This window comes from Leucobacter sp. NPDC077196 (genome assembly GCF_040687075.1).
Lineage (GTDB): Bacteria > Actinomycetota > Actinomycetes > Actinomycetales > Microbacteriaceae > Leucobacter.
The window spans coordinates 15,261-36,058 of the sequence record NZ_JBFBML010000007.1 but is presented as its reverse complement, the minus strand read 5'-3'; the positions used below and the strand labels follow the sequence as shown (position 1 = coordinate 36,058).

General features: G+C 62.3%; 37 protein-coding genes and 1 tRNA gene. 7 read left to right on the top strand and 31 right to left on the bottom strand.

The window, feature by feature from the left end; genetic code table 11:
* Nucleotides 1-44 precede the first annotated feature (44 nt).
* From AB0O71_RS08815 to AB0O71_RS08685, 27 genes are all read right to left on the bottom strand, one after another.
* Nucleotides 45-500 carry a hypothetical protein gene (locus tag AB0O71_RS08815; RefSeq protein WP_363744357.1) on the bottom strand — a complete coding sequence of 152 codons (456 nt, stop codon included), beginning with the start codon at nt 498-500 and terminating at the stop codon, nt 45-47.
* The gene (locus tag AB0O71_RS08810) at nt 500-778 is read right to left on the bottom strand and encodes a hypothetical protein (RefSeq protein ID WP_363744355.1); all 279 of its coding nucleotides are present in this window, start codon (nt 776-778) and stop codon (nt 500-502) included. Before AB0O71_RS08810 ends, AB0O71_RS08815 begins: the two co-directional genes overlap by 1 nt.
* On the bottom strand, nt 775-1,038 hold the full coding sequence (locus AB0O71_RS08805; protein ID WP_363744353.1) for a hypothetical protein: 264 nt from the start codon (nt 1,036-1,038) through the stop codon (nt 775-777). The genes AB0O71_RS08810 and AB0O71_RS08805 overlap by 4 nt, the downstream gene beginning before the upstream one ends.
* Nucleotides 1,031-1,759, bottom strand: coding sequence for a hypothetical protein (locus AB0O71_RS08800; protein ID WP_363744351.1), 729 nt, complete (start codon nt 1,757-1,759; stop codon nt 1,031-1,033). The genes AB0O71_RS08805 and AB0O71_RS08800 overlap by 8 nt, the downstream gene beginning before the upstream one ends.
* Nucleotides 1,760-2,195: 436 nt before the next feature.
* The gene (locus tag AB0O71_RS08795) at nt 2,196-2,636 is read right to left on the bottom strand and encodes a hypothetical protein (RefSeq protein ID WP_363744349.1); all 441 of its coding nucleotides are present in this window, start codon (nt 2,634-2,636) and stop codon (nt 2,196-2,198) included.
* On the bottom strand, nt 2,633-3,508 hold the full coding sequence (locus AB0O71_RS08790) for a hypothetical protein (RefSeq protein WP_363744347.1): 876 nt from the start codon (nt 3,506-3,508) through the stop codon (nt 2,633-2,635). Before AB0O71_RS08790 ends, AB0O71_RS08795 begins: the two co-directional genes overlap by 4 nt.
* Nucleotides 3,505-4,068: a hypothetical protein gene (locus AB0O71_RS08785; protein ID WP_363744345.1), complete on the bottom strand. Its 564-nt coding sequence runs from the start codon at nt 4,066-4,068 to the stop codon at nt 3,505-3,507. Before AB0O71_RS08785 ends, AB0O71_RS08790 begins: the two co-directional genes overlap by 4 nt.
* On the bottom strand, nt 4,065-5,174 hold the full coding sequence (locus AB0O71_RS08780; RefSeq protein ID WP_363744343.1) for a DNA cytosine methyltransferase: 1,110 nt from the start codon (nt 5,172-5,174) through the stop codon (nt 4,065-4,067). The genes AB0O71_RS08785 and AB0O71_RS08780 overlap by 4 nt, the downstream gene beginning before the upstream one ends.
* The gene (locus tag AB0O71_RS08775) at nt 5,171-5,419 is read right to left on the bottom strand and encodes a DUF3310 domain-containing protein (RefSeq protein ID WP_363744341.1); all 249 of its coding nucleotides are present in this window, start codon (nt 5,417-5,419) and stop codon (nt 5,171-5,173) included. Before AB0O71_RS08775 ends, AB0O71_RS08780 begins: the two co-directional genes overlap by 4 nt.
* 537 nt (nt 5,420-5,956) lie before the next feature.
* Complete coding sequence (locus tag AB0O71_RS08770; protein WP_363744339.1) at nt 5,957-6,430, bottom strand: HNH endonuclease signature motif containing protein; 474 nt, start codon at nt 6,428-6,430, stop codon at nt 5,957-5,959.
* A gap of 137 nt (nt 6,431-6,567) precedes the next feature.
* Nucleotides 6,568-7,002, bottom strand: coding sequence for a nucleoside triphosphate pyrophosphohydrolase family protein (locus AB0O71_RS08765; RefSeq protein ID WP_363744337.1), 435 nt, complete (start codon nt 7,000-7,002; stop codon nt 6,568-6,570).
* The gene (locus AB0O71_RS08760) at nt 6,986-7,213 is read right to left on the bottom strand and encodes a DUF3039 domain-containing protein (RefSeq protein ID WP_363744334.1); all 228 of its coding nucleotides are present in this window, start codon (nt 7,211-7,213) and stop codon (nt 6,986-6,988) included. Before AB0O71_RS08760 ends, AB0O71_RS08765 begins: the two co-directional genes overlap by 17 nt.
* Nucleotides 7,213-7,764 (bottom strand): single-stranded DNA-binding protein, encoded by a 552-nt coding sequence (gene ssb / locus AB0O71_RS08755; RefSeq protein ID WP_363744332.1) that lies wholly within the window; start codon nt 7,762-7,764, stop codon nt 7,213-7,215. The genes AB0O71_RS08760 and ssb overlap by 1 nt, the downstream gene beginning before the upstream one ends.
* Entirely contained in the window at nt 7,754-8,017 is a 264-nt protein-coding gene (locus tag AB0O71_RS08750) for a glutaredoxin domain-containing protein (RefSeq protein ID WP_363744330.1), read from the bottom strand. The genes ssb and AB0O71_RS08750 overlap by 11 nt, the downstream gene beginning before the upstream one ends.
* A complete protein-coding gene (locus tag AB0O71_RS08745) occupies nt 8,014-8,352 on the bottom strand; it encodes a hypothetical protein (RefSeq protein WP_363744328.1) in 339 nt (112 codons plus the stop codon). Before AB0O71_RS08745 ends, AB0O71_RS08750 begins: the two co-directional genes overlap by 4 nt.
* Nucleotides 8,349-8,897, bottom strand: coding sequence for a hypothetical protein (locus tag AB0O71_RS08740; RefSeq protein WP_363744326.1), 549 nt, complete (start codon nt 8,895-8,897; stop codon nt 8,349-8,351). Before AB0O71_RS08740 ends, AB0O71_RS08745 begins: the two co-directional genes overlap by 4 nt.
* Nucleotides 8,894-9,256 (bottom strand): hypothetical protein, encoded by a 363-nt coding sequence (locus tag AB0O71_RS08735; RefSeq protein ID WP_363744324.1) that lies wholly within the window; start codon nt 9,254-9,256, stop codon nt 8,894-8,896. Before AB0O71_RS08735 ends, AB0O71_RS08740 begins: the two co-directional genes overlap by 4 nt.
* On the bottom strand, nt 9,241-9,909 hold the full coding sequence (locus tag AB0O71_RS08730) for a hypothetical protein (RefSeq protein WP_363744322.1): 669 nt from the start codon (nt 9,907-9,909) through the stop codon (nt 9,241-9,243). The genes AB0O71_RS08735 and AB0O71_RS08730 overlap by 16 nt, the downstream gene beginning before the upstream one ends.
* On the bottom strand, nt 9,881-10,117 hold the full coding sequence (locus tag AB0O71_RS08725) for a hypothetical protein (RefSeq protein ID WP_363744320.1): 237 nt from the start codon (nt 10,115-10,117) through the stop codon (nt 9,881-9,883). The genes AB0O71_RS08730 and AB0O71_RS08725 overlap by 29 nt, the downstream gene beginning before the upstream one ends.
* A complete protein-coding gene (locus tag AB0O71_RS08720; protein WP_363744634.1) occupies nt 10,029-10,364 on the bottom strand; it encodes a hypothetical protein in 336 nt (111 codons plus the stop codon). Before AB0O71_RS08720 ends, AB0O71_RS08725 begins: the two co-directional genes overlap by 89 nt.
* A 375-nt stretch (nt 10,365-10,739) precedes the next feature.
* A complete protein-coding gene (locus tag AB0O71_RS08715) occupies nt 10,740-11,531 on the bottom strand; it encodes a hypothetical protein (RefSeq protein ID WP_363744318.1) in 792 nt (263 codons plus the stop codon).
* On the bottom strand, nt 11,531-12,364 hold the full coding sequence (locus tag AB0O71_RS08710) for a PD-(D/E)XK nuclease-like domain-containing protein (RefSeq protein WP_363744628.1): 834 nt from the start codon (nt 12,362-12,364) through the stop codon (nt 11,531-11,533). Before AB0O71_RS08710 ends, AB0O71_RS08715 begins: the two co-directional genes overlap by 1 nt.
* Before the next feature lies 1 nt (nt 12,365).
* On the bottom strand, nt 12,366-12,677 hold the full coding sequence (locus tag AB0O71_RS08705) for a hypothetical protein (RefSeq protein ID WP_363744316.1): 312 nt from the start codon (nt 12,675-12,677) through the stop codon (nt 12,366-12,368).
* Nucleotides 12,677-12,814 carry a hypothetical protein gene (locus AB0O71_RS08700; protein WP_363744314.1) on the bottom strand — a complete coding sequence of 46 codons (138 nt, stop codon included), beginning with the start codon at nt 12,812-12,814 and terminating at the stop codon, nt 12,677-12,679. The genes AB0O71_RS08705 and AB0O71_RS08700 overlap by 1 nt, the downstream gene beginning before the upstream one ends.
* Nucleotides 12,804-13,061, bottom strand: coding sequence for a hypothetical protein (locus AB0O71_RS08695; protein WP_363744312.1), 258 nt, complete (start codon nt 13,059-13,061; stop codon nt 12,804-12,806). The genes AB0O71_RS08700 and AB0O71_RS08695 overlap by 11 nt, the downstream gene beginning before the upstream one ends.
* Nucleotides 13,054-13,554 (bottom strand): hypothetical protein, encoded by a 501-nt coding sequence (locus tag AB0O71_RS08690; protein ID WP_363744310.1) that lies wholly within the window; start codon nt 13,552-13,554, stop codon nt 13,054-13,056. The genes AB0O71_RS08695 and AB0O71_RS08690 overlap by 8 nt, the downstream gene beginning before the upstream one ends.
* Nucleotides 13,555-13,632: 78 nt before the next feature.
* On the bottom strand, nt 13,633-14,838 hold the full coding sequence (locus tag AB0O71_RS08685; protein ID WP_363744308.1) for an AAA family ATPase: 1,206 nt from the start codon (nt 14,836-14,838) through the stop codon (nt 13,633-13,635).
* Between the two features lie 189 nt (nt 14,839-15,027).
* Between AB0O71_RS08685 and AB0O71_RS08680 the strand changes: the two genes are divergently transcribed.
* Nucleotides 15,028-15,225, top strand: coding sequence for a hypothetical protein (locus AB0O71_RS08680; RefSeq protein WP_363744306.1), 198 nt, complete (start codon nt 15,028-15,030; stop codon nt 15,223-15,225).
* 579 nt (nt 15,226-15,804) lie between these two features.
* On the opposite strand, the gene AB0O71_RS08675 is transcribed toward AB0O71_RS08680, so the two are convergent.
* From AB0O71_RS08675 to AB0O71_RS08660, 4 genes are read right to left on the bottom strand one after another with little or no spacing between them, the layout of a single operon-like run.
* On the bottom strand, nt 15,805-16,092 hold the full coding sequence (locus AB0O71_RS08675) for a hypothetical protein (protein ID WP_363744304.1): 288 nt from the start codon (nt 16,090-16,092) through the stop codon (nt 15,805-15,807).
* The gene (locus tag AB0O71_RS08670; protein WP_363744302.1) at nt 16,085-16,909 is read right to left on the bottom strand and encodes a Rha family transcriptional regulator; all 825 of its coding nucleotides are present in this window, start codon (nt 16,907-16,909) and stop codon (nt 16,085-16,087) included. Before AB0O71_RS08670 ends, AB0O71_RS08675 begins: the two co-directional genes overlap by 8 nt.
* An 11-nt stretch (nt 16,910-16,920) precedes the next feature.
* Nucleotides 16,921-17,115: a helix-turn-helix domain-containing protein gene (locus AB0O71_RS08665; RefSeq protein WP_363744626.1), complete on the bottom strand. Its 195-nt coding sequence runs from the start codon at nt 17,113-17,115 to the stop codon at nt 16,921-16,923.
* Nucleotides 17,116-17,132: 17 nt separating this feature from the next.
* Nucleotides 17,133-17,369, bottom strand: coding sequence for a hypothetical protein (locus AB0O71_RS08660; RefSeq protein ID WP_363744300.1), 237 nt, complete (start codon nt 17,367-17,369; stop codon nt 17,133-17,135).
* Between the two features lie 98 nt (nt 17,370-17,467).
* Between AB0O71_RS08660 and AB0O71_RS08655 the strand changes: the two genes are divergently transcribed.
* The 6 genes from AB0O71_RS08655 to AB0O71_RS08630 all read left to right on the top strand — a co-directional run bounded on the left by AB0O71_RS08655 (nt 17,468) and on the right by AB0O71_RS08630 (nt 20,793).
* On the top strand, nt 17,468-17,839 hold the full coding sequence (locus AB0O71_RS08655) for a helix-turn-helix transcriptional regulator (protein ID WP_363744298.1): 372 nt from the start codon (nt 17,468-17,470) through the stop codon (nt 17,837-17,839).
* A gap of 32 nt (nt 17,840-17,871) precedes the next feature.
* On the top strand, nt 17,872-18,297 hold the full coding sequence (locus tag AB0O71_RS08650; RefSeq protein ID WP_363744296.1) for an ImmA/IrrE family metallo-endopeptidase: 426 nt from the start codon (nt 17,872-17,874) through the stop codon (nt 18,295-18,297).
* Nucleotides 18,297-19,508, top strand: a complete 1,212-nt coding sequence (locus AB0O71_RS08645) for a tyrosine-type recombinase/integrase (RefSeq protein WP_363744294.1) — start codon at nt 18,297-18,299, stop codon at nt 19,506-19,508. Before AB0O71_RS08650 ends, AB0O71_RS08645 begins: the two co-directional genes overlap by 1 nt.
* Nucleotides 19,509-19,517: 9 nt before the next feature.
* Nucleotides 19,518-19,588: transfer RNA gene (locus tag AB0O71_RS08640), tRNA-Gly, on the top strand.
* Between the two features lie 115 nt (nt 19,589-19,703).
* Nucleotides 19,704-20,099 carry a metalloregulator ArsR/SmtB family transcription factor gene (locus tag AB0O71_RS08635; protein ID WP_363744292.1) on the top strand — a complete coding sequence of 132 codons (396 nt, stop codon included), beginning with the start codon at nt 19,704-19,706 and terminating at the stop codon, nt 20,097-20,099.
* Nucleotides 20,074-20,793 (top strand): cation transporter, encoded by a 720-nt coding sequence (locus AB0O71_RS08630; protein ID WP_363744290.1) that lies wholly within the window; start codon nt 20,074-20,076, stop codon nt 20,791-20,793. The genes AB0O71_RS08635 and AB0O71_RS08630 overlap by 26 nt, the downstream gene beginning before the upstream one ends.
* The last annotated feature ends 5 nt before the right edge of the window (nt 20,794-20,798 follow it).

The following is a 20,798-nucleotide window of genomic DNA, read 5'->3' as shown; positions in this document are numbered from 1 at the left end:
CCGAATGCGGACGGGAATCGCCACTATCGGACTTACTGCCTGGATTAGTCGCCATTGTTGGCTCGCTCTCCGTCATCAGTGACCGCCCCCACAGATTTGTTCAAGAGATAGGCGTGGCGGTGCTCTGTCGCGTAATAGCTGCGCCCAAGCATCTTGGCCTTCTCCAGCAGTGAGAGTCCGTCTCCCCTGACAAGTACCTCGTCCTCCTCTGGGGTCCACCGCGCGCCGTGATTCGCTGCTTTAGGTCGCGTCCCACCTTGCTTGTGCGAGTTCGACCGCACCGATCTGCCGAGGTTCTTTCGGTAGTACTCGAGCGCTTTGCTCACTTCTTCCCGCTTGGGTTCTGTGAGCGTCCCTTCGAGAGCATCAGCGAGGTCGCCCATAGTCCGGGACCATTCATCTCCGTGCTGTCCGCAATCCTGCTCTGGTGCGTCAACACACCGGCACCGGGTGGTCTCTCTCGCGCGGTCGATCAGTTCGCGCTTCTCGTCGTCAGTCATCAGTAGGCCCCCTTGGTATTCGCTTCCGCAATATGTATCCCCAGGCGGCGCAGAGCGATACGTCTCGTCCACCCTCTGCCGCATTTCGTGTGTCGGACCCCATCCGGGCAGTAGTGCCACTCCGCGAGGTAGCCGTTGAAGTAGTTGCGCACTGCGCGCCAGTTGCGGCGTTTAACCTGATACATGAGATAGCCCTTGATGCCGTTCCGCGCCCGCTTACGCTTGATGTCGGAGAGCAGGCCCACAGGATAGACCTCGATGAAACTCGTCTCGCTCATCCGTTTCCCTCCCTGATTGCCTTGAGAATCGCTTTCGCATCCTGCGTGTAGCTACCGCCCATGAACGCCCGCTGCCACGCAGTTCGCCACGCCCTCTCGAACTCCTGCTCTGTCACCTCGATACCCGCCACACCTAGTGCCCAGTGCGTGAGCTGCTGCCAGTTCTCGGCTGGGGTGAGTTGCGGGTCATCGTCCCGGGCTGCGGCGTCACGGAGTGCATCGGTGAGTTCTTCAAGCTCGATACGTTCCCCCTCACTCATCGTTTCCCTCCCCTGTTGACGGCACAGACCCGAGAGCACGGTGCCGGATAGCTACCGCGAAGCACGCAACGTGGTTCTTGTAGCAGTCGGCATAGTGAGTTCCGATTCGATCTCCATGAACCGCGATCACCTCGTCGGCTAGCGCCTCCACCTTGGCGATGGTGGACAGTGCAGCATCACGCTCCTCGACGGCAGCATTGCGTTCCGCGATCAGTTCGCCATTGATCTGCATGAGCTTGTTGTTCGCCTCGTTCTGAGCTTTGACGCCAGCTTCGGCCGACAGCGATTCCATTTCAGCGCGGTCGCGTTCCTCCCGGATCGAGGTGACATTCTGGTGCACGTCGTCCACCCATGAGGGGTAGCGCAGCGGCCGGAAGTAGGATTCCCATGTCTCTGCCCCGTCGGTGTCGGCACCCGACGCCACAATGGCGGCGAACGCCGCAGCGCCGAGCGCATTTCGCTCAGCCTCGGTCTTCTCGGCGGCTGCACGCTCCACCTCCGCGCGTTCGGCCTGTGCTCCTTCGAGCTGGTCGATGAGCGCCGAGTTCGCCTTTACGGCATGCGCCCAGCGCCGGATACCCTGCGGGCTGTTCGACTCATCGAGCAGTGCTCGGACACCGCGCCTGACGCGATTGCCAACGTCGCCCTCGTCGTCTGCCTCCTGCCAGCCCTTCTTGAACGCATTCACAAGCGGCTCGTAGTTCGTCCGATCGATCTTCATGTCTCTCCTCGTTTCTGTTTCAACCGTTCCCACGCGCGACAGCATCGACCCGGTAGCATCCGAATCATGGGTCTTGAGCGAGTCGTCGATGGATCGCACTACTGCCGTTTCCCCGACCGTTCAAAGTTCGGCGTCGGTACTGAATGGCGGTGTGACGGCTGCGGCAAGCTATACCGTCTTAGCCAGGGCAGAATCCTCGGCTTATTCACTGAGTGGCGGCGGGTCCGCGAAAAGTAAGCGTTCATTCATGCCCCCTTCTCTTCTGTGCATATGGGATCGCTGCAGTCCCCGTGCGGGATGCCCTCTTCGCGCATCGTGCGCTCATTGAATGACACGTCATCGCCCGCGTCGTAGCAGGAGTAGTCGTGCCCGGGATAGTCGGTGCAGTGCGCCCCATACGGGCCAGGGGCACCGCACGAGTGCTTACGGATGCGGCTCATATCGCCTCGCCTCGGATCCACTGGTTGACCACATGCTCCAGGTGCTGCCGGTTCGAATATCCTTGCTCTGGGAGAGCCTGGTACTCGCGCCATTGTGCGTCGGTGAATCGGAACTTGGACGTGGTAGCGAGTTCGGGAAACGCGGCGAGGATCGAATCAGCGATTGCTCCGGCTTCTCCGGGAGTGAGATGCACCTTTCCACCGCGATCCAGCAGATCTCGAGAGTTCGGCCCGATGGGCCCGATCCTGAAGTTGTGGCGAACCACCTCGATCAGTTTCGCGCGATCACTGCTCGGTGCGGTCGACGCTCCGCGCGCTTCCCACCCCGCGAAGAACGCCGACTGTGCGTTGGACTCCGCGACCGGGTTCGGCTCGTTTCGCCACCACTGCTTGTGCCACGCCTGGAACGCGAGAACACACTGCTTGCCCTCGATCATCGCCCCTCACCTCGTAGCTCAGCGATCAGGCGATGCACGACGTGCGAGTCGCCCCACGGTGACGGCGGAAGCTGCTCACGGCCCCATGTCTCAGCTTCGGCGATCAGCTTCTCGCGTTCCCACGCACTCCGCCGCTCCGGGCCGTGTTCCAGGTCCAGCTCTGCGGTCGAGACAGTAGGCAGAACAGTGCTCAACCCCTGAGGCTCGCCGGTTACCTCGACCGGGGCGGCGAGAGCGGCCATGACCGACGCCACGATCTCGTCCGTCAGGGGGCGAATGTCCTGACCGAGAACCGCGCTCGGCTTCGGATGGTTCGCTGCGTTCCACACGACGGACTGCACCGCATGGCGAATTGTTCCCTCAACCGGGCGTGACGATGCTGCGAGATCGGAGGCGACAAGCGAGAGCTCTCGTGTTGCATCTGCCACGGATGTCTGCGTAGCACCGAGAATGCCCTGCACCGCTTCCATATTCCGAAAGCCGCGCTCGCGCTCGCCTGTTACCGTTGCCGCATGATCCTCGGACTCGGCCTCGCGCTCCTCGGCATCGTGGCGCTCGTCCGCTGGTTGGGCGGACGCAGACGCTGAGAGGGTAGTAATGGCTTCAGCGGCATCGGTCATCAGCTCGTAGTACCACTTGCCGTATTGCTTCACTTCCTGGGCGGCAACCCAGAGGTTGTGAATCAGTTCGTCAGACGTGCCCTGCGATACGTCGGAGGTTTTCGGCGCTGCCGCGAGTGCTGCGCGGGCAAGGGGCAAGTAAGCCGTCCACCCATATCCCCCCGGCCAGTCGCACCGGTGCATTGCAAGCGCTGCGGCTTCGATCTGTTCCTCGGTTGCGCCACCCTGCTCGGGTGTCTCCTGGTTCGTCATCGGGGGTCTCCGATCTGCGCGAGGATCTGCGCGGTAGTGGTGTCCTCGAGGCGGCGCAGGCCGAGCGCGCCGCGGTATGGGATCGGTTCGGCGAGCGGGCGCGGGTTCTCGAGCACCAGATGATGCACTTCGGTCTCGGCCCATTCAGAACAGAGCTCGGATTCCTGGCCCCGGTCGAGGTGCACGCCGGTGAAGTCTGCTACGCCGATGATGCGCCGGTATGCTTTCTCGCCGTGCGCGATCAGGTGCTCCCGAAGCGAGGCGGCATCGCGGGCGCGCGCCATGCTCCGAATCTCAGGGTGTGCGTCTGCCTCACGGTCGTACTCCGCTCCCGCGTGGATCGCGACGGGGCCGCGGTAGTCGCCCGCGACGTTCCGCACGCGGTTCTCCACGTCCTTGCCGCCGTAGATGATTGCCCACGCCCACGGCTGACGCACGGTCAGGATTCTCATCTCGGTCATGTTCGTGTTCTCCTTCGGGACGTCGAGTGATGTTCGGGGCAGCCCCATGCGGGCGAGAGCGTTGAGGTCGGTGTCGGTGAGAGGCGGGTAGGTGGTCATCCGGCCACCGCCGCGAAGACGTTGTCCCATGCGTCGCGCTCGGCGGGCGGGGCGAGCAGAGCGCCGAGGATCGCGGCCGCCATGAGCGGCGGGACCGCGTTCCCAACGGCCAAGAACTTTGCGGTCTTCGTCCCGCGCCATTTGAAATCAGCGGGGAACGACTGCAATGCCGCAGCTTGCTCGAGGCTGACTCGCACCGAGCCGTCGACGTCCTGCCTTGACACCGTTTTGAAGTCGCGATGCCCGGGCGCCGAGATCATGTGCGGACTGAACGTTCCCACTACGGTTGTAGCGGGTCGCTCGAACACCCATCGCCCCGCATCGAGTTCTGCATAGATCTTGGCTCGCGCCGCGGATCCGCCGACCTTCTCTTTATTTGGCCCTCCGGTTTCCCGACCTGATGCGATCGTCAGATATGGGTGATTAGTCATTCCCCACCCCAGTGCGTCGGCCATAGTCACCCACTTCTCGACGCCCGGATCCAGTCGGTCTGGATTCGTTGGATAGAAACGGGAGTGCGTCGCTGCGGGCGGCTGGATCTTGCCGTCGAGGCGAGCCATGAGGATTGCGCGCTTCCGGGTCTGCGGAACGCCGTACTGCTCCGATCGCATGATCTCGACGCGCACCGAGTACCCGAGTCCGCGCATCACGTTCGCGTAGGCGTGCCAGACCGGCAGCACCTCGGGCACCTGCTCGAGCGCCACCAGGCGAGGCCGGTGTCGATAGATGTGAGCGAGCGGCGTGAGCACGAGGGCGGTGCGAGGGTCGAGGGACTCCGTGAGTTCGTGCAGGCGGGCCGCGTCTTCGTGGTGGTGCTCGTCGATCGCGCGCAGTACGTCCTCGAGCGCCTTCCGACCCCCACCCTTCCCTGCCATGCTGAACGTCTGGCACGGTGGAGACGCGATGTAGAGATCGTGCTCGGGCACCAGGTGCTCGTGGAACAGGCCCGACCAAACGTCGCGGTAGATCGTGCGCATCCCGTTCGCGGCGCGGAGGCGGATTGCCGACTTCGCGATCTCGACGCCGTACTCGCGGACTCCGAGCCATTGGCAGGCAACGCCCCATCCGACGCCGGCGAACACGTCGAGCGCGGTGACGGGGTTCACTTCGCTGCCCTCTCGTCGGCGCGGAACGCTGCATCACGTTGCCTGGCTCGCTCGAGATACCAGATCGCTTTGCCTCGCTCGATGTCCATCGGCGCGCCGTCCTTATGCCCAGCCCGGAGAAGGTACTTTCCGGCGTTCCACATAAGCGGGTCGTCGGGGAAGAAGAACTCGAGAATGTCGATCACTTCGACACCGAGTACTTCCTTGCATCGCTTGTAGTGCGGCGGGTTGATCTGGTCGCTCATTCGGCGATCCCTTCTTCGATGTCGTCGTATTCGGCCGGCCCGATCCACCCGTTTGCTCTTGCCCTCGTGGTCGTGATGCGACCTTCTCGGGTGTCGTGTCGATGGGTGGCAAGTTCTCGGTGGGTGCGGTCAATGGTTCGCGCGACCGAAACGGTCGTCTGGGTGCGGGAACCGGACCTCATGCGGGTGAGGATTCTGTGGTGGTAGCCGGTTCGCGCGCCGATCTCTGCGGCTCCCCATCCCATGCATGCGAGTGCGCGAAGCTTGCGTACCGTTGGCCCGGACGGGACGAGTATGTCGATGCCTGCGAGGAGCCTCTGACGCTTCACGTACGCGCGCTGGCTCTTGTACCGTTCGGCGCGCCATGCGCGGCACTGTTTGCAGCGGCCGCCGTTCTGGTAGCAGAACGAGGCGTGGTTGTGGTCGTGGTCGCGGCGGCAGGCGCACTCTTCCATCAGGTCTCCTGGGGATGACGAAGGGCCCGACTCTGCCGGGCCCTTCGAAAGTGAAAGCCCCGCTCGTGGCGGGGCTCAGGGATTACTTCTCTGCGACGAGATCCGTCAGATCCGGCGGCGTCTTCTTTCGCCGCTCACGGTAGCGACGATTGCGCTCCCGATGACTAGCCAGGTGGCATGGCTGGCATCGCCGATACGATCGTCCGTTTCTGAGGTACAACTGTCCATCAATGGATAGATCGTGCCCCTTCGGGCAGCGCCCGGTTCTGCGCATCGCCGCCCATGCGATATCGCCGCGTTCCATGTTGGTGCGTTGGCTAACCACCTCAAGGTGACGCGGATTGACGCAAGGCGGGTTGCGGCAAAGATGATCCAAAACTTTGCCGATTTCGATGGCACCACAGCTGAACTCGAACGAGACTCGATGTGCCAATTGCACGGGTTCGTTCTTCTTAACCATGAATCGCCCGTATCCATCGGGGTCCTTTGCCGCTTGCCACTCCCAGCATTCACCGGGTGCCTTTTTGTCCACCTTCGCCCAGAACCTCTCGGCCACTGAGAGATGATGCGTTCGGAGCCTGGGCACACCGTGGGCCTTAAAGCGCCGGTAATGCTTTCTGCAGTACCCGAGGCCATAATGACGAGCCGTGCACTCACTGAGAGAGCACGAGCGTTTCTCCTCATCTGACGCGCTCATTGAACTAGATCATTCAGATCTGGCGCCTTCCACCCCTCGGGTTTTGTCACTTTCCCGTCAGCACGGCGTCCTACTTGGCCATCTGGCCCGACCTTCGCCATGTTGGCGGCGTGGATGCGGTCGAAGGCTTCATCGATGTCGTATCCGGCGGCTGCGGCGAGCCCGTAGGTGAGGTAGAGGATGTCTCCGAGCGCGTCGAGCACTTCGGGTGCATCGGCGTCGATCACGGCGTCGATGAGTTCCTTCACTTCCTCCTTGATGAGCTTGTGCCCGAGGCGGAGGATCGCCTGGTTCGGCAGCTTCGGCACATCGGAGACCACGTCGCCGCACGCGACACGGAATTCGCGCACTTGCTCCTGGTGATATCGGCGGACCTGCCTCACGGCTTCGTTCGCTTCGGTGGTGGTGACGTAGTCACTCTGGGATTGCATTGAGTGCCTCCTGACATGTCTTGCAGACTGGGTACTTGGAGAAGTCACGCGTCGGCACGTCCTTCTTGCCGCAGAGCGCCGTCACCTCGGCGCCGTCGAAGTAGGCGGCTTCGATGTCGGCTTTGCGGAAGTAGTGCGACATGCGCTCGTGGTCGCCGCTGTCGGTCGCCTCGATCCTGGTGTCGGGCCTCTCGAGTACGTCGGAGCTCATCAGAACGGCTCCTCGTCGCCAAAGCCGCCCGGGCTATTGCCGTAGTAGGAGTCCATCTGACTTCCACCCTGCATGGCGCCCGCAGCGCCCTCGGGCGGGGTCTGCGCCCACCCGCTCATCCCGTCCGCGCTCTGTCCACCGAACCCGCTCTGCGGTGGCGTGCCGAACCCGCCCGTCTGACCCCGGTCGCTGTTGCGAGCTACCTGAGCGGTTGCGAACCGCAACGACGGCCCGACCTCTTCGACCTCGAGGTCGAGAGAGGTGCGCTGCTGCCCCTGGTTGTCGGTGTAGCTGCGCTGAGTGAGACGGCCCTGCACGATGACGCGCATGCCCTTGGTGAGCGATGCCGCGATGTTATCGGCGTACTCGCCGTACGCGCGGCACCCGAGCCACAACGGTTCGCCATCCGACCAGTCGCCCGACTGGCGGTCGCGGATTCGCGGGGTGCTCGCAATACGGAACGTCACCCACGACTTGCCGGCCTGGCTGACGCGAGGTTCAGGGTCGGCGACGAGATTGCCGACAACAGTCAGAAGCGGTTCACCGGCCATGATTGTTCTCCTTTGCGATTCGTGCGGCGAGTTCCTTGATGCGGCCGGGTTGGAACCCCGCCCACATGTCGTCAAGGGAATCGCCCACGGTGACGACTGGTGCAGAGAGGAACCCGAGTTCCTTGATCGCCGCGAGATTGCCGGGCTCAGTGGCGCTTTCCTCGATGAATGGGATGCCGGCGGCTTCGAGAAGTTTCTTCGTCATCGTGCATGGCCCGCAATCTGGTTTTGTGTAGACGCGTACGGTTCTCAATCGTTGTGTCCTCTCTGATGCTTGATTCGGTTGACGACCCGATCGACGGATGCCTGGTCCTGGGTCGAGAGAATGCGGTGCGCCGTTTCTGAACGGCGGTGCTGCGCTTTGCGGCTGCCGAACGCGGCAATCGCGAGCACGGCCAAGGAGCTGCCGAAGATGATCGCGACGTAGGTTGCGGGGTGGAACGATGCGATTTGCGTTACCTGCAGCGTGATCATGACGATGAGCGTCACGAAAACTGCGAGGAGCAGCAGAAAGGCCACGAGCGCGGGTGCTCTCGTGGCCTTCAGCTCGTCCTTCGGTGGGTACGGGGGTGATGAATGGTTGGTCATTTCTTGTCCTTTCCGCCGGCGCGCACGGCGTCGACGATTTCTTGTTGGTATTTCGTGAGGACCCCGGTGAATGGTTCGCCCATCACGGCCGCACCGATAGTGGCGAGGCCGAGAGCGTCACCCTCGTTATTGTTCGTCACGTCTACGTCGGGGTAGCGGCGGGCGATTGCGAAGTTCATTTCGTCCTTACCGGCGTTGCCTTTTCCGGTGACGAACTTCTTGAGCTGCGCCGGTGCGACTTTCAAAATCGGCGGTTCCACGTCATGCGCGGTTTGCAGCTTGTCGATCAGGAGCCACCAACCACCAAACATGCGATCGAGGCCAGACCCCTTCGACATGTACGCGGGCGATTCGACAACTACCGTCGGCGAGAACCCTCCGGCATTGGCCCAGTTCATGATGCGGTCAGCGATTTCTTCGACACGCTCCGGGAACAGCCACCAATATGGCTCCGGTTTTGACACCACGGTGAAACACTCAGCCTCACCCTCGCTAATGGCGCACACACCGGTAGCAGTGAGCGAGAAGTCGATCCCGAGGATCATGCGACCCTCCTTCCTTTCGTGGGCGCGGCCGCAGCGCGCGCCTCGTTGATCTGCCGCTGTTCGAGAACCTTGTCGGTGAGAGCTCGTTTCTCAGCGAAGAGGCGCTTGTTGGCGTTCTCGAGTACTTCGTTCTCACGCCGGATGATTCCGTCGGTGATGTGAAGCCGATCCGCTTCAGCTTCTCGTTCGAGGTAACCGGCGCCGAGTGCGAGGACCATCCACGCGAGTTCGGTTCTCGATTTCCCGTCGACCCAGGACTGCAGCGCGCCGCGGTCCCCCGACTCGATGAGTTCGAGCAGCGTGGTCGTGTTCTCGTTCGCTCTGCGCTCGACCTTCGCCAGCGTCAGTTCCCCGGCCATGCGTCACCACACCTCTCGCAGGCTTCGTGCCGAGGCAGTCCGTGTTCGCAGTACTGGCGCTCACGACGATTGCTACGCCGGTTATCGGCGGCAACCGCTGACTCCCACGCGGCGAATGCGGCTCTGTCCTTCGCACATGCTCGGCAGGGCTTGTCGTGATCCCATCCGTTATGGCTCGAACAGGTGGGGGTGGGGGCACCGGGCGCTTCCGGCGCGGCCCCTTCCCTTCCCTTCCTTTCCTTTCCCTTCCCTTCCCTTCCTTCACCGAGTTCGGAAGAGCCACCACGTTCCTCGCTAAACCTCGCGCGAGTTTCTGCGAGGTCCGCCTGGTCGCACGCGGGGCACCGCGATTTCCAGCGATTCTCGATGCGCTGGTGATCGGTGAATCTGGGGATGAGGAGATACCGCCTGTCGTCCTCGAGTGAGATGCGGGTGACCCTTCCAGAGGCGACGAGCTTGTCGACGAGTTCGTCCCCGTCGACAGGGTCCGCCGGGAGGATCTTGAGCTTCAACCCGAACGGGTCGTCGGGAAGATGGCCGCGGTCACACGCGTGATTCCACATGCCGATGTAGAACAGCCGCGCCTCGTATGGCAACCGGATGATGTCTCCATCGGTCCAGAAGTCAGGTTTGATGGTGCGGATCTTGGCCACGGTTCACCTCCTTCGCAACGATCGATCGATTGCGCCCCCGGGTGCGATGAATGCTCCCCTCTCGCTCGAGCGCGTCAAGCTGGTGGCTCACGGATGAGAGGGAGGACAGCCCGACAGCGTCACCTATCTCTCGGAGCGACGGCGCGTATCCTTTGGTCCGCGTGTAAGCGCGAATGTGGTTCAAGACCAGGTGTCGTGTCGTCTGCATGAGGGTCCTCCTTCCAATCGGTCATGCTGAGGCGGATGATCTCGCCCCAACTGAGTTCACGGGCGTGGATGCTGACCGCATCCTCATACATCTGAGCAAGGGCGGTCGCGTCGGCACGTTGCTCCGCTGTCACGGCGTTCTCGCCAAGTTCGCGGAACTGCGCCGCGTAGCGAACTATTTCCTCCGTGGTGAGGTTGCGTGCAGCGAGCGCCACGTCCTCGTGAGTTATTCGTCGGGTGGATCGCATGGCTCGTGGCCTCCTTCCTGCGTGAGTCGACACCAACCGTGGACGGCGTGCCGGATAGGTACTTCGTGTGATTGGCGGACACCGATGCGGGACACAATGAATCCCTGCTTGCGCGAGTCGGCACGGAACTTCTCGACGTCGTGGTGGCAGCCGATCGTGCCGTGCCCGCACAAGATGACGCCATTTGAGACGTTTCCGATCCATGTGACCGCGCGACTCCCGCCTGCCCCGCGAGGGGCACGGTGATGCACGCTCCACAGCACAGACCGCCCGTAATCCCGGTCGTGTTGGCGCTTGCATCGCGCGCACCGTCCGCCGTCGCGCCTGAAGATCGCATCGACGGTTGCGTCGGTGAAGACCGATAGATCGGGGCCCTTACTCACGCGGAGACGCCGATGGCGGGAGTTGCACCGTCTCCTGTGGGAAGAACTCGGTGACAGGGATTCCGTCGCGCGTGACGGCCATGTAGATGCGTTCAAGCTCGGCAATATTCTCCGGCTGCCACTCGTCGTACTTGCGCTTGACGCGTTGCTCGAGCTGGGCGGCCGTTATCCTCAAGGGCACGAATGCTGCAACCGCTTCCTCACGCCGTTGCTCGATCGACTGCCCGTTGCCGCGCTCGAGCGTCTCATTGAGCAGCCTTGTCGCTTCTGCTTTCAGCCATCCGGGGAGGACGCCGAAGATGCATTCGCGCACCGCTTTCGCGCCGGTGTTCTGGTTCGACAAGTAGATGTCGTTGAGGTCGGTGATCGCGACCTGGCCTTTTCTTGTGCTCTTCGCGTGAGGTTGGATGAATGACCGCGTCGTGCGGGTATTTGCTTGCTGGTCCCACGCCCACGCCTGCACCTCGGACTGGCCGTTGATCGAGTCTCGGGAGAGCTCCCGCACGCCGTAGTCGATGTTCCGGTAGATGCGCGCGAGTTCTCGTGCGAGGTGCACGCTCATGCCGGACCCGCGGTTTGGGACGGCGTAGAACGCTTCAGAGGCGACGTCGTAGGAGGTGCAAAGTTCCTGCATCTCCGCTCGTACCGCGTCAGCGTTGCGCGGGAACTGCTGCGCGACCTGGATCGCTGCAGCAACCTCGGCAACGGCACGCGCCTGCTCGATCTTCGTCGCTTCCGATCCGGCGGCTGCTGGGTGTCGTATCTGGTCGAGGGGGTTCTCCATTAGATACCTTCCGATTCGTCTTGGTACATGGCGTATGCCGGCTCGCTGAGGTACTCCACGTCCGGTGAGTACCCGGGCCAGGTGTCGTTCTGCCGGCACTGGACGAGAAGCTGTCTCGCCCGCCGAGCACGTTTCTCGCCGCGTTCGATCTGTCGAAGATCGAACTGGTAGACGGCGACTGGGTATGGAGCCTTGTTCTCGACAGCGATAAACACCATCTCCTGCCGTGGGTGCCCCGCCAGTTTCGCTGTGAGGAGATAGTGCGCTCGGGACACGTGGTAACCAAGGTCATGCGCTCGTTTCGCGAACCCGTTCGGGGACGCGTCGAGTGTCGTCTTCAGGTCGATCGCCGCCCGAGGGTCATCGGGAAGATAGTCGAACCGGCACCGCAACCTCAGCCCAGTTTCGGGGTCCGTGGCGAACATCGACGCCTCCGCTTGGCCTGGCAAGTGAAGCCATGCAGATGCGAGTTCGTGTTTCAGCACCGCTTCAGTCATGGCGTTGATCTCGTCAAGCTCCGCTTGCTTTACGACGATGAGGCCGGCGGCCTCTTGCTCAGCGCGGAATGCACGCGAGTCGTTCGTGTTCGCTGCACCGGAAGCGGACAACACCTTCTCGGGGTAGGCGACGACCTGCTGGCCGACGCCGAGCACCTTCGAGTGGACCGCGGTGCCAATGTCCCACGCCTTCTTCTTCTCGCGGTGCCCGTCGAGATAGACGTGCTTGTAGTGCAGGGGCGTCTTCAGAATCTCCTTCGCCGCCGACGACGAGAACTCGGGCCCGCCGTGGTACTCGTCTTCTGGCATTCCGAGCACGAGGCCTTCGCGCTTCATTTCATCCAAAGTGGTTCTCCTCTAACATGCGGTCGACGTCGGCGTCGAGCCGATCGGATTCGAACCGCTTCTCGATGTAGGCCGGGTCGTCTATGTCTTCGAGCTCGTCGAAATTGACATGGGGCGACGCGGGCAGGTTCAGGGTGTCCTCGTCGTACGGGACGGTCTGCGGCGGCCGCTCTTTTCGGGCCCAACCGCAAGGGCACTCGCGGTTGTGACCCGCTGGGTTGTTGCGATTCCTGCAAGGCTTCGACGGGACCGTGGCAGCGCGTGCACCGACCGCCGTCACTCGAGGGATGGGGTTATTCGGCATCATTTCTCCTTCATGCCGAGCCACTCGAGCAGCGTGCTGAGGTGGCCGAGTTTCCATGCCGCGAGGAGACAAGTCCCGGCGGTGAGGGTGAGGGCGATGGCGGTGGTGCCTCCCCCAGCGATCTGGTCAGGCGGCATCGGGGCCGCCCTCTGGTGATTTCGCGGCGTCGGCGAGGAGATCGAAGATGCCGCTGAACATCGGATGCACGTTGCTCTCGCCTCCGCCTTGCTGCTTCACTGCGTCTTGCTCGGCCGCTTCCATCGCGTGCCGGAGCTTGCGGGACTCCTCGATGGTGAGTGCGTCTCCGACGACGACATGCACGGCACCGTCGCAGGCGTGAGCGTTGGCGACGAGGTGCTCGCGGGTGATGTTCTGGTCAGACATGGCTGGTCTCCTTCGTTTCTCGTGGGTTCTGCGCCCACAGGTCGGGGCGCGTCCACAGCGCCGTAATGAGGCGGATCCCGGCACCGGTCTCGATGACTGCGATGACGGCAACACGGTCACGGATGTACGCGCATCGCCCGGATTCAGGGTGGATTCGTGTTTCGCTCGGCTCGAGCAGCGCGGCGCGCACTTCGGCGTAAGTTAGCTGTCCGCGTTGGCCGGCCATGAGCTGGAATCGTTCGGTGAAGTGGTCCGTGCCGGTGAATATGGAACCGGGCGGAACGTCGCCCGGTTGGTAGCCGTGCAGCGGGTCTTCTCGTGCTCGAAGCTCTGCGACCATCGACCGGACAGTGGCGAGCCGCATGTGTGGTGACGCAACCCATCGCTCACCCCAGGGCATGCGCCATGTCTGGCCAGCCCGAGGGTGTTCCTCGATGAGCACGGCGCCGTAGCGGGGGAACTCTTTCCGCGCGAGCTTCAGGTGGTCCTTCATGCCCACGCCCCGATCGACCACCGGATGTAGAACAACAGGAGCAGGAGTAGCGCCGCCATGACGAGACTCAGAACGAAGTCACGCCACCGCATCTGCGGCCTCCTGCAGCTCGCCATCCTCGATAACGAACGCTGCACCGTTGTCCGAAACTCGTTCGATCCAGCACTGGAAATCGTGCTCTCGCGCTGTCTCGGTGATGATCCGCATGCCATCGTCGTCGAGCAACGATCCGTCCATGATGCGGATGACCCGCAGCTTCGGGTTTGAGGCCATTGCCATCGCCATCGATACCCGGATCTGCTCGGCCGCGGACGCCTGCGAGAACGGGATGCCGGCGAACGTCACCCCGTCAGCGTCGAAACCGAGGCCATCGACCGGGAACTCCGCGCGGGCGAGCGCTTCCGTTTTCTCCGCATCGATCGCTGCGATCTGCTCGCTGAGATCCGCGTACTCGTTCTCGAGCTCGGCGTGCTTCACACTCTGCTCTCGCGCAGCGTTGTTCGACCGCACCGCTGCGTTCACCTCATCGAGTGCCTGCAGGTTTGAGCGCAATTCCTCCTCATCAACGAGCTGAGTAGCTGCTTTCTCCTCGGCATCACCGAGCCGATCTTTGAGCTGGTCGAGTTCCTTCTCGAGTTGCTCGATCCGGTGCTCCAACTTCTCTTTCGCTTCAATCGCGCTCCGAACGCTCTGGTTGTGCTGCATCGCCTCTTCGAGCTGCCCGAGAATCTCACGCGCACTCTTCTCTTCGTGAGGAATCGCAGGGTCGATCGTTGGCGGCTCACCAAGAGCTTTCTTCGTCCGCCCGACCTCAGTTCTCTCGGCGAACTTCCTCTCGCGTTCGGCGTCGAGCTTGTCGATGTCGACATCGAGAGTCACCTGCTTGAGCAGCATCTCCTTCTGATCGCGCGCGCTCAGTCGTGTGAACGCGAGCGGGTCGAACGACATTCGCCCGAACAAAGTGTCGAGCAATGACTGGGGCGACTTGTACTCGGCGCCGTCGGCGGACTGCACTTTCACGGCCGTCGTCCCGTTGCGCCAGATTCGCGTGACGATCATGTCGCCGAGATTGAGCGTGACGCGCGCCTGGTCGGCGCCGTCGCGGATTGGCTTCACGCTCTTGTTGCCGTCGCGGCCACCGAGCGCAGCCCAGATGGCGTCGAGTACTGAGGTCTTGCCTTGAGCATTGCGGCCTGAAATGACGACGGCGCCGGTATCATCAGGCTCAATATTGATCGCGCGGATCCGCTTGAAATTTTCAATCTGCAGCTCAACGATGTGCATGGTGTTCCTTCCGGTGGGTACGAGAAAGCCCGCCCCACGGTCGGTGCGGGGCGGGCTCGAGAGTCTTGATAGGCAAAGTCGTGGCCATCTAAATGGGCCGCTATCTTCGAAAACTGCGATGAGAGATATGGGCGAACGCAAGAGATAGAAAAGACCTTCAAGCACCTATCACTGCGCTATCTTGAAAACATGCCTCTGGATGCCTTCACTCTCATCGTTTTGATCGCAGTAGCAGCAGTCTCCTTGCTGATCATGGCTGCGATCATCAAAGCAATGGTGCTGTCTGCGCTTCGGCAGCACGCTAAGGAGCAGCATCAGTACCGGATTGATCTCATCAACTACCAGCACGCTCTGCAGCAGCAAGCGACTAGCACCTCGCAGCAATAGTTGAAGACGCGCGGTCGCGCATCGTGGTGGCCGCGGTCGCTCAAACTCCGCGGTGGGCCGTCAAGTCCGGCGCTCCACCTCTGTGACCGTGCTTCCTGCCGTGCTCCCCGCCTCTACGGGTTCAGCAACGTGCGTGTAACGACTCCACCCAGCGCGAACGCTGATAAGGAAGTGGGCCGTCGTGGCCGGTCGGGGTCCTTGGCCGCCGTTCAGCGGTCACCGGGAGCAGAGCGCGCAACTGCTTGCTCGGGCAGGATCCTGTTCAAGTTCTCTATTCAGCGCTGCAACCTTTGGGACCGGGTGTCATGCGTAGACCATCGGTGTCACCCACCGCACGGGTGGTGTGCCGCCCCACCAATCAGGGGCGTTTCAGTTGCAGCTATGTAGTTGTGAGCCGCCGTGCGGCCGTGAACGGCGAAGGGGCTGGTTACCCTTGCCGCCCTGTTTTTGGCAAAGCGGTAGCTAGGCCACCGAGCAAACGGCGGCTTGAGAGGTGGCGACGGGGCTAGTCGCGAGTGAAGATCAGGACCGCAGCGAGTCTCGCGATCCCGGCGCAGGCCACAAGGGCTTCAGGCCACGTCATTGGTCCACAGCTTCGGCCGCAGCGAGTTCCTGCTCCAGTAGTTCGATCGCGAGTCGGAGCTTCTCTGCCTTGTCGAGGAACACGACCGGCTCCGATCTCACGATCTCGAACTCGTGCGCTTCGAAGTACGCACGGCGCGCTGCGTCTACTGCAGCCGATCGCGAGAGATAGCCCGTCTGGCGACCGATAATGATCCCAGGCGGCTCCACGATGCACTCATCGTCGTAGTAGATTTCCTGCGGTGTCGTCGTGACGGCTCGGTAGAGAACAACTGGCTTAGACATGTGCGAGCTCCTTGCTCTCAGAACGGTTCGCGGTGAACCCGCGTTTGGTCATGTACTCGACGAGCTGAAGTTCAGGCGCGCCGGGTCGCACGCGGGTCTTCTCGTGTCGGACACCGTCACGGTCGAGATCGCCGTGGAGGTAGAAGAAGGCCTTACCGGTGAACGTGGGGCGGCGGTGGTTCTTGCCGTCCTTCCGTTGGCCGGTTTCCGGGTTGTACCGCTTGTTCCGCTCGTCGATGAGAAGACCGCGATCATAGAAGAACTCGTTGACCTCACGCTCACCGTGTGCGGAGAAGTACTTCTTGTGGAAGTCACGCACTGTCAGGCCGTCGTTGAGCTCGATCTGCTCCCGAAATTCTTCTGCGACTGCAGCGCGATGCGACTCCGCGAGGGCTCGTTGTTCAGCAGCCTCACGAGCGTCCTCCGCCTCAATGACCATGAGCGCGAGTTGACGGCGGTCGAGTTCGGCGGCGGGACGAGGTTTGCTGAGAGCGTGACGCATCGCGTAGAACTGCTTCACGAGTTCGACCTTGAAAGAAAGCACGACGGGACTGTTCCGCATGAACGTCATCAGAAGCGTCGACTGTGGCTCATTCAGGAGGGCGAAGGTGGTTTCACCGCCGCCGTGCTGGCCCGCTGATCTTGGCACGATTTCAAATCTGACCAAGCCGAACTGCTCGAGCTCCTGCGAACGATCCCGAATGATCCGGAGAACTGACGCGTGCTGATTCTCAGTGCGGCCCGCGATTATCAACGACGAGACACGAAGTTCGCCGTCAGGATCCTCCACGATGTTGATAGCCTGTTGCTCAGACATTGATTGCCCTCCTAGGCGTTGGTGTCTTCGCCCGGTGTTCCAGCACCGGGCTTCTCGTTTGCGAAGAAAGATTCGACAGTGCTGCGCGCGTATCGGATCATCCGACCCTGCTTCAGCGCAGGTAGCCTTTCGGGCTGAGTGGAGCGCCAGTTCCGCAATGTGCCCTCCGGGATCCGGAGGTACTCGGACACCTCGTGCTCCGTCATATATGGCGATGAGGCACTCATGCCGCCACCGCGAGTTTCGGGATGAGGTCACCACTCGTGAGGTGGTGAGGAAGCACTGCGAGCGCGTGCGCGATGAGGTCGATGTCGTCTGTACTCATTCCGACGCGTCCACTCATTCGGTCGCTCACCCATGCCTTGGACTTCTCGCACTCGTCAGCGAGCCAGGTCTGATTTTTGTTGAGCATCGCCAGGCGAACGCGGATGCTCGTGGTAACTGTCTCGTGTGTGCTCATGGCAATAGGTTATGGCATATCCAATACTCAATCAAGCTGACGCCGGGGAAATATTTGTCAGATTGTATTTGTATGGCATATCGCATACACTGTGGGATATGGCGAATAGAGATAGTCAGCGTGCGGTTGGTGCCTTTTCGAAGGCCGTCTCCCTCGAAGTGAAGGGGCTCATGGCCCGACACGGAATCACTCAGACCGCGTTTGCGGCGGCACTCGACCGCAATCAGGGGTACATCTCCGAGCGCGTGAACGGGATCAAGGCCTTCGACACCGACGAGCTCGACATCTTCGCCGGCCTCATTGGGATCACCGGGCAGGATCTCCTGACGACCGTGAGCCGCAGAATCTACGAGGACAGCCTGCCTGCGAATGTGACTGTCGGTGGTTTCGGGCAGGATCGCCAGGACCGATACGCCCGCGCCGCTGACGAGTGGACCGACACCGAGGACAACGGCGAAGACACCGAGTAAGGACACCAGTGAAACACCTGCACCATCACGCAATGGCGCTTGGTGTGCGGGTCGAGTTCACCGACCTCCGCCACCTCCGCCGCAACGGCGACTACTGCCACGAGTTGCGCCTCATCCGCCTTCAGGACGGCCTGCTCCCCCGCAAGCTCCGACACGTCTACGCCCATGAGCTCGGCCACGCCACCCACCGAGACGAGCCTTCGATGTTCAGCGCGGAGAACGCCCGCCAGGAGCGCCGCGCCGACGAGTGGGCAGCACACTTCCTCATTGACGCTGACGAATACCGCGAAGCCGAAGAACGACACGCAGGAAAAATTGACGCAATGGCAGTCGACCTCTACGTGCTCGAACGCACCATCATCGCCTACCAACGCACCCTTCAACGCATTGGAGATACCGTGTACGTCCACCCTCGCTACGGCTTCGGCCAGTGGTCCGACCGATACGAAGTCGCCTGATGGGACGCCGCAGTCTGTCAGTCGGCACGTACGGGGATATTCGCCGCGCCAAGAACCAGTCCGGCACTCCATTTGCAGTGACGAATTACCGTGGCTACGACGGCAAGGTAATCAAGGTGACGAGGACCGGACGGACGCCCGCGGAAGCCGAAGCGAACCTCAAGTCGTTCCTCGCGGAGATCTCGCGCACGGAAGACACGGCGATGGCGGATCTCAAGATCCCCATCGTTCTTGAGGAGTGGTGGGAGGAGTACCTCGAAACGGCGAAGCCGCCTATCGGCACAGAGCGCCGCTACCGCAGCATGATTGATAACCACATCATCCGTGGGCTCGGCGGATTCTCCTTGCGTGAAGCGAAGACGCCACGCGTGAACCGCTTTCTGCGCGACCTCGTAAAGGCAACCTCTCCGTCGAGCGGGAGTATCGCGAAGGCGATCTTGCAGAATATGTTTGGTTATGCGATCCGAATGGGCGCGATCACAGTGAACCCCGTGGACGGATGCGCGCCGATCAAGGGCGAGGTGTCGGAGCCGAAGGCATGGACGATCAAGCAGATCGGTGAGATGCGGGCGAAGCTGAAAGCTTGGGATTCTGGCACTGACAAGCGAGGGATGCGGCGTGTATCGGATCTCGCGCAGCCGTCCGACTTCATGCTGGGGACCGGGTGCCGGCCCGGCGAGACGTTCGCGGTCAGGTGGTCTGACATTGACTTCAATGCCGCACCGCCGACCGTGTTGATCCACGCAACGGTCGTCAAGGACGAGCAGTTCAAGACCGTCATCCAGGAGCACACGAAGACGAACCGAATCAGGAAGCTTGCACTCCCGCCGTTCCTCGTCGCGCAGCTCCTCGAACGGCGTATGACCTCCCTGACGGAAGAGGTCTTCCCGTCATCAACGGGAACGGTGCGCAACCCCGACAACTTCCGCACCCAGTGGCAGAACGCGCTCGGGGACGGGATGTCGACGTTCGATGAACTGCCAAAGACATTCCGGTCCTCCGTCGGTACGTTCATCGCAACGGAAAGTGGCGCGGATGCTGCGCGAGGCCAGCTCGGTCACTCAACGGTCGCGACGACTGAGAAGAGCTACATAGCGAAGGTGGACGTCCCGAAGGATCTGACAGAACAGCTAGAGCGCTTCGCCCAAAGTGGATACAAAATGGATAGTAGGCGCGTTTCTGATAGTGTTACGGAGTCGGGATCGGCATGATTCCGCCGTGGGGATGTAGTTCAATGGCAGAACTTCAGCTTCCCAAGCTGATAGCGCGGGTTCGATTCCCGTCATCCCCTCTGAACGGGCCCTTTCCTCCACGATTGGGCCCGTTCTTCGTTTTCGAGGCTTGTTGCTCCCTCCAAGAATCTCAACGCCTGGTGAAAGGTCAGCAGTCACTGTATAGTTCAGTGCATGCTGACCATTGCCTCGCGTCTCGACGTCATGAACCGGCTCGGCCGGGCCATGGCGGACCCGAGCCGCTCTCGGATCCTGATGACCCTGCTGCAGGGACCGACATACCCGGCCGCGCTTGCCCGCGAGCTTGAACTGACGCGATCGAACGTCTCGAACCATTTGACGTGCTTGCGAGACTGCGGGATCGTCGTGGGCGAGCCCGAAGGTCGTCAGACGCGCTACGAGATCGCCGACCCGCACCTTGCAGCGGCGCTCACGGCACTCGTGGACGTCACGTTGGCGGTTGACGAGAGCGCGCCGTGCGTCGACCCGGCGTGCTCCGTCCCCGGCTGCTGCGGCACGGAGGATGTGCCACGGAGGATGCGCCATGACCGCGCCGGCAATCGCGCCTGAACGCCGCGGCGTGCTGCGTCGACGCATCCGGATCGTCGTCGCGATCACGATCACCTGGAACGTCATCGAAGCGATCGTCGCGTTGGTCGCCGGCGGTGCAGCATCGTCAGCCGCCCTCATCGGCTTCGGACTCGACTCCATCGTCGAGGTGCTCTCCGCGACGGCAGTGGCATGGCAGTTCGCCGCGCCTGACCCGGAGAAGCGGGAACGGGTGGCGCTTCGTGTGATCGCCGTATCGTTCTTCGCCCTCGCCGCGTACGTGAGCGTCGATGCGGTGCTCTCATTGTTCGGCGTGCGGCACCCAGAGCACTCGCCGGTCGGGATCGCGATCGCAGCGCTGAGCCTGATCGTAATGCCCTTCCTCAGCTGGTTCGAGCGCCGCACCGGTCGCGAGCTGGGTTCGGCGTCAGCCGTTGCTGACTCGAAGCAGACGCTGATGTGCACCTACCTCTCCGCGGCGTTGCTCGCCGGCTTACTGCTCAACAGCCTGCTCGGCTGGGCCTGGGCGGATTCGGTCGCCGCACTGGTGATCGCGGTCCTCGCCGTCCGCGAGGGCATCGAGGCCTGGAAGGGCGACGCGTGCTGCGCCGCCCCGGTGGCAGTGCTCACCGGCGAACGGGAACCCGAGACGTGTGCAGACGGATGCTGCTCGACGGTCGTGGCGACGGATCCAGGCCGCAGCCGGTTCACGTAGCGGGA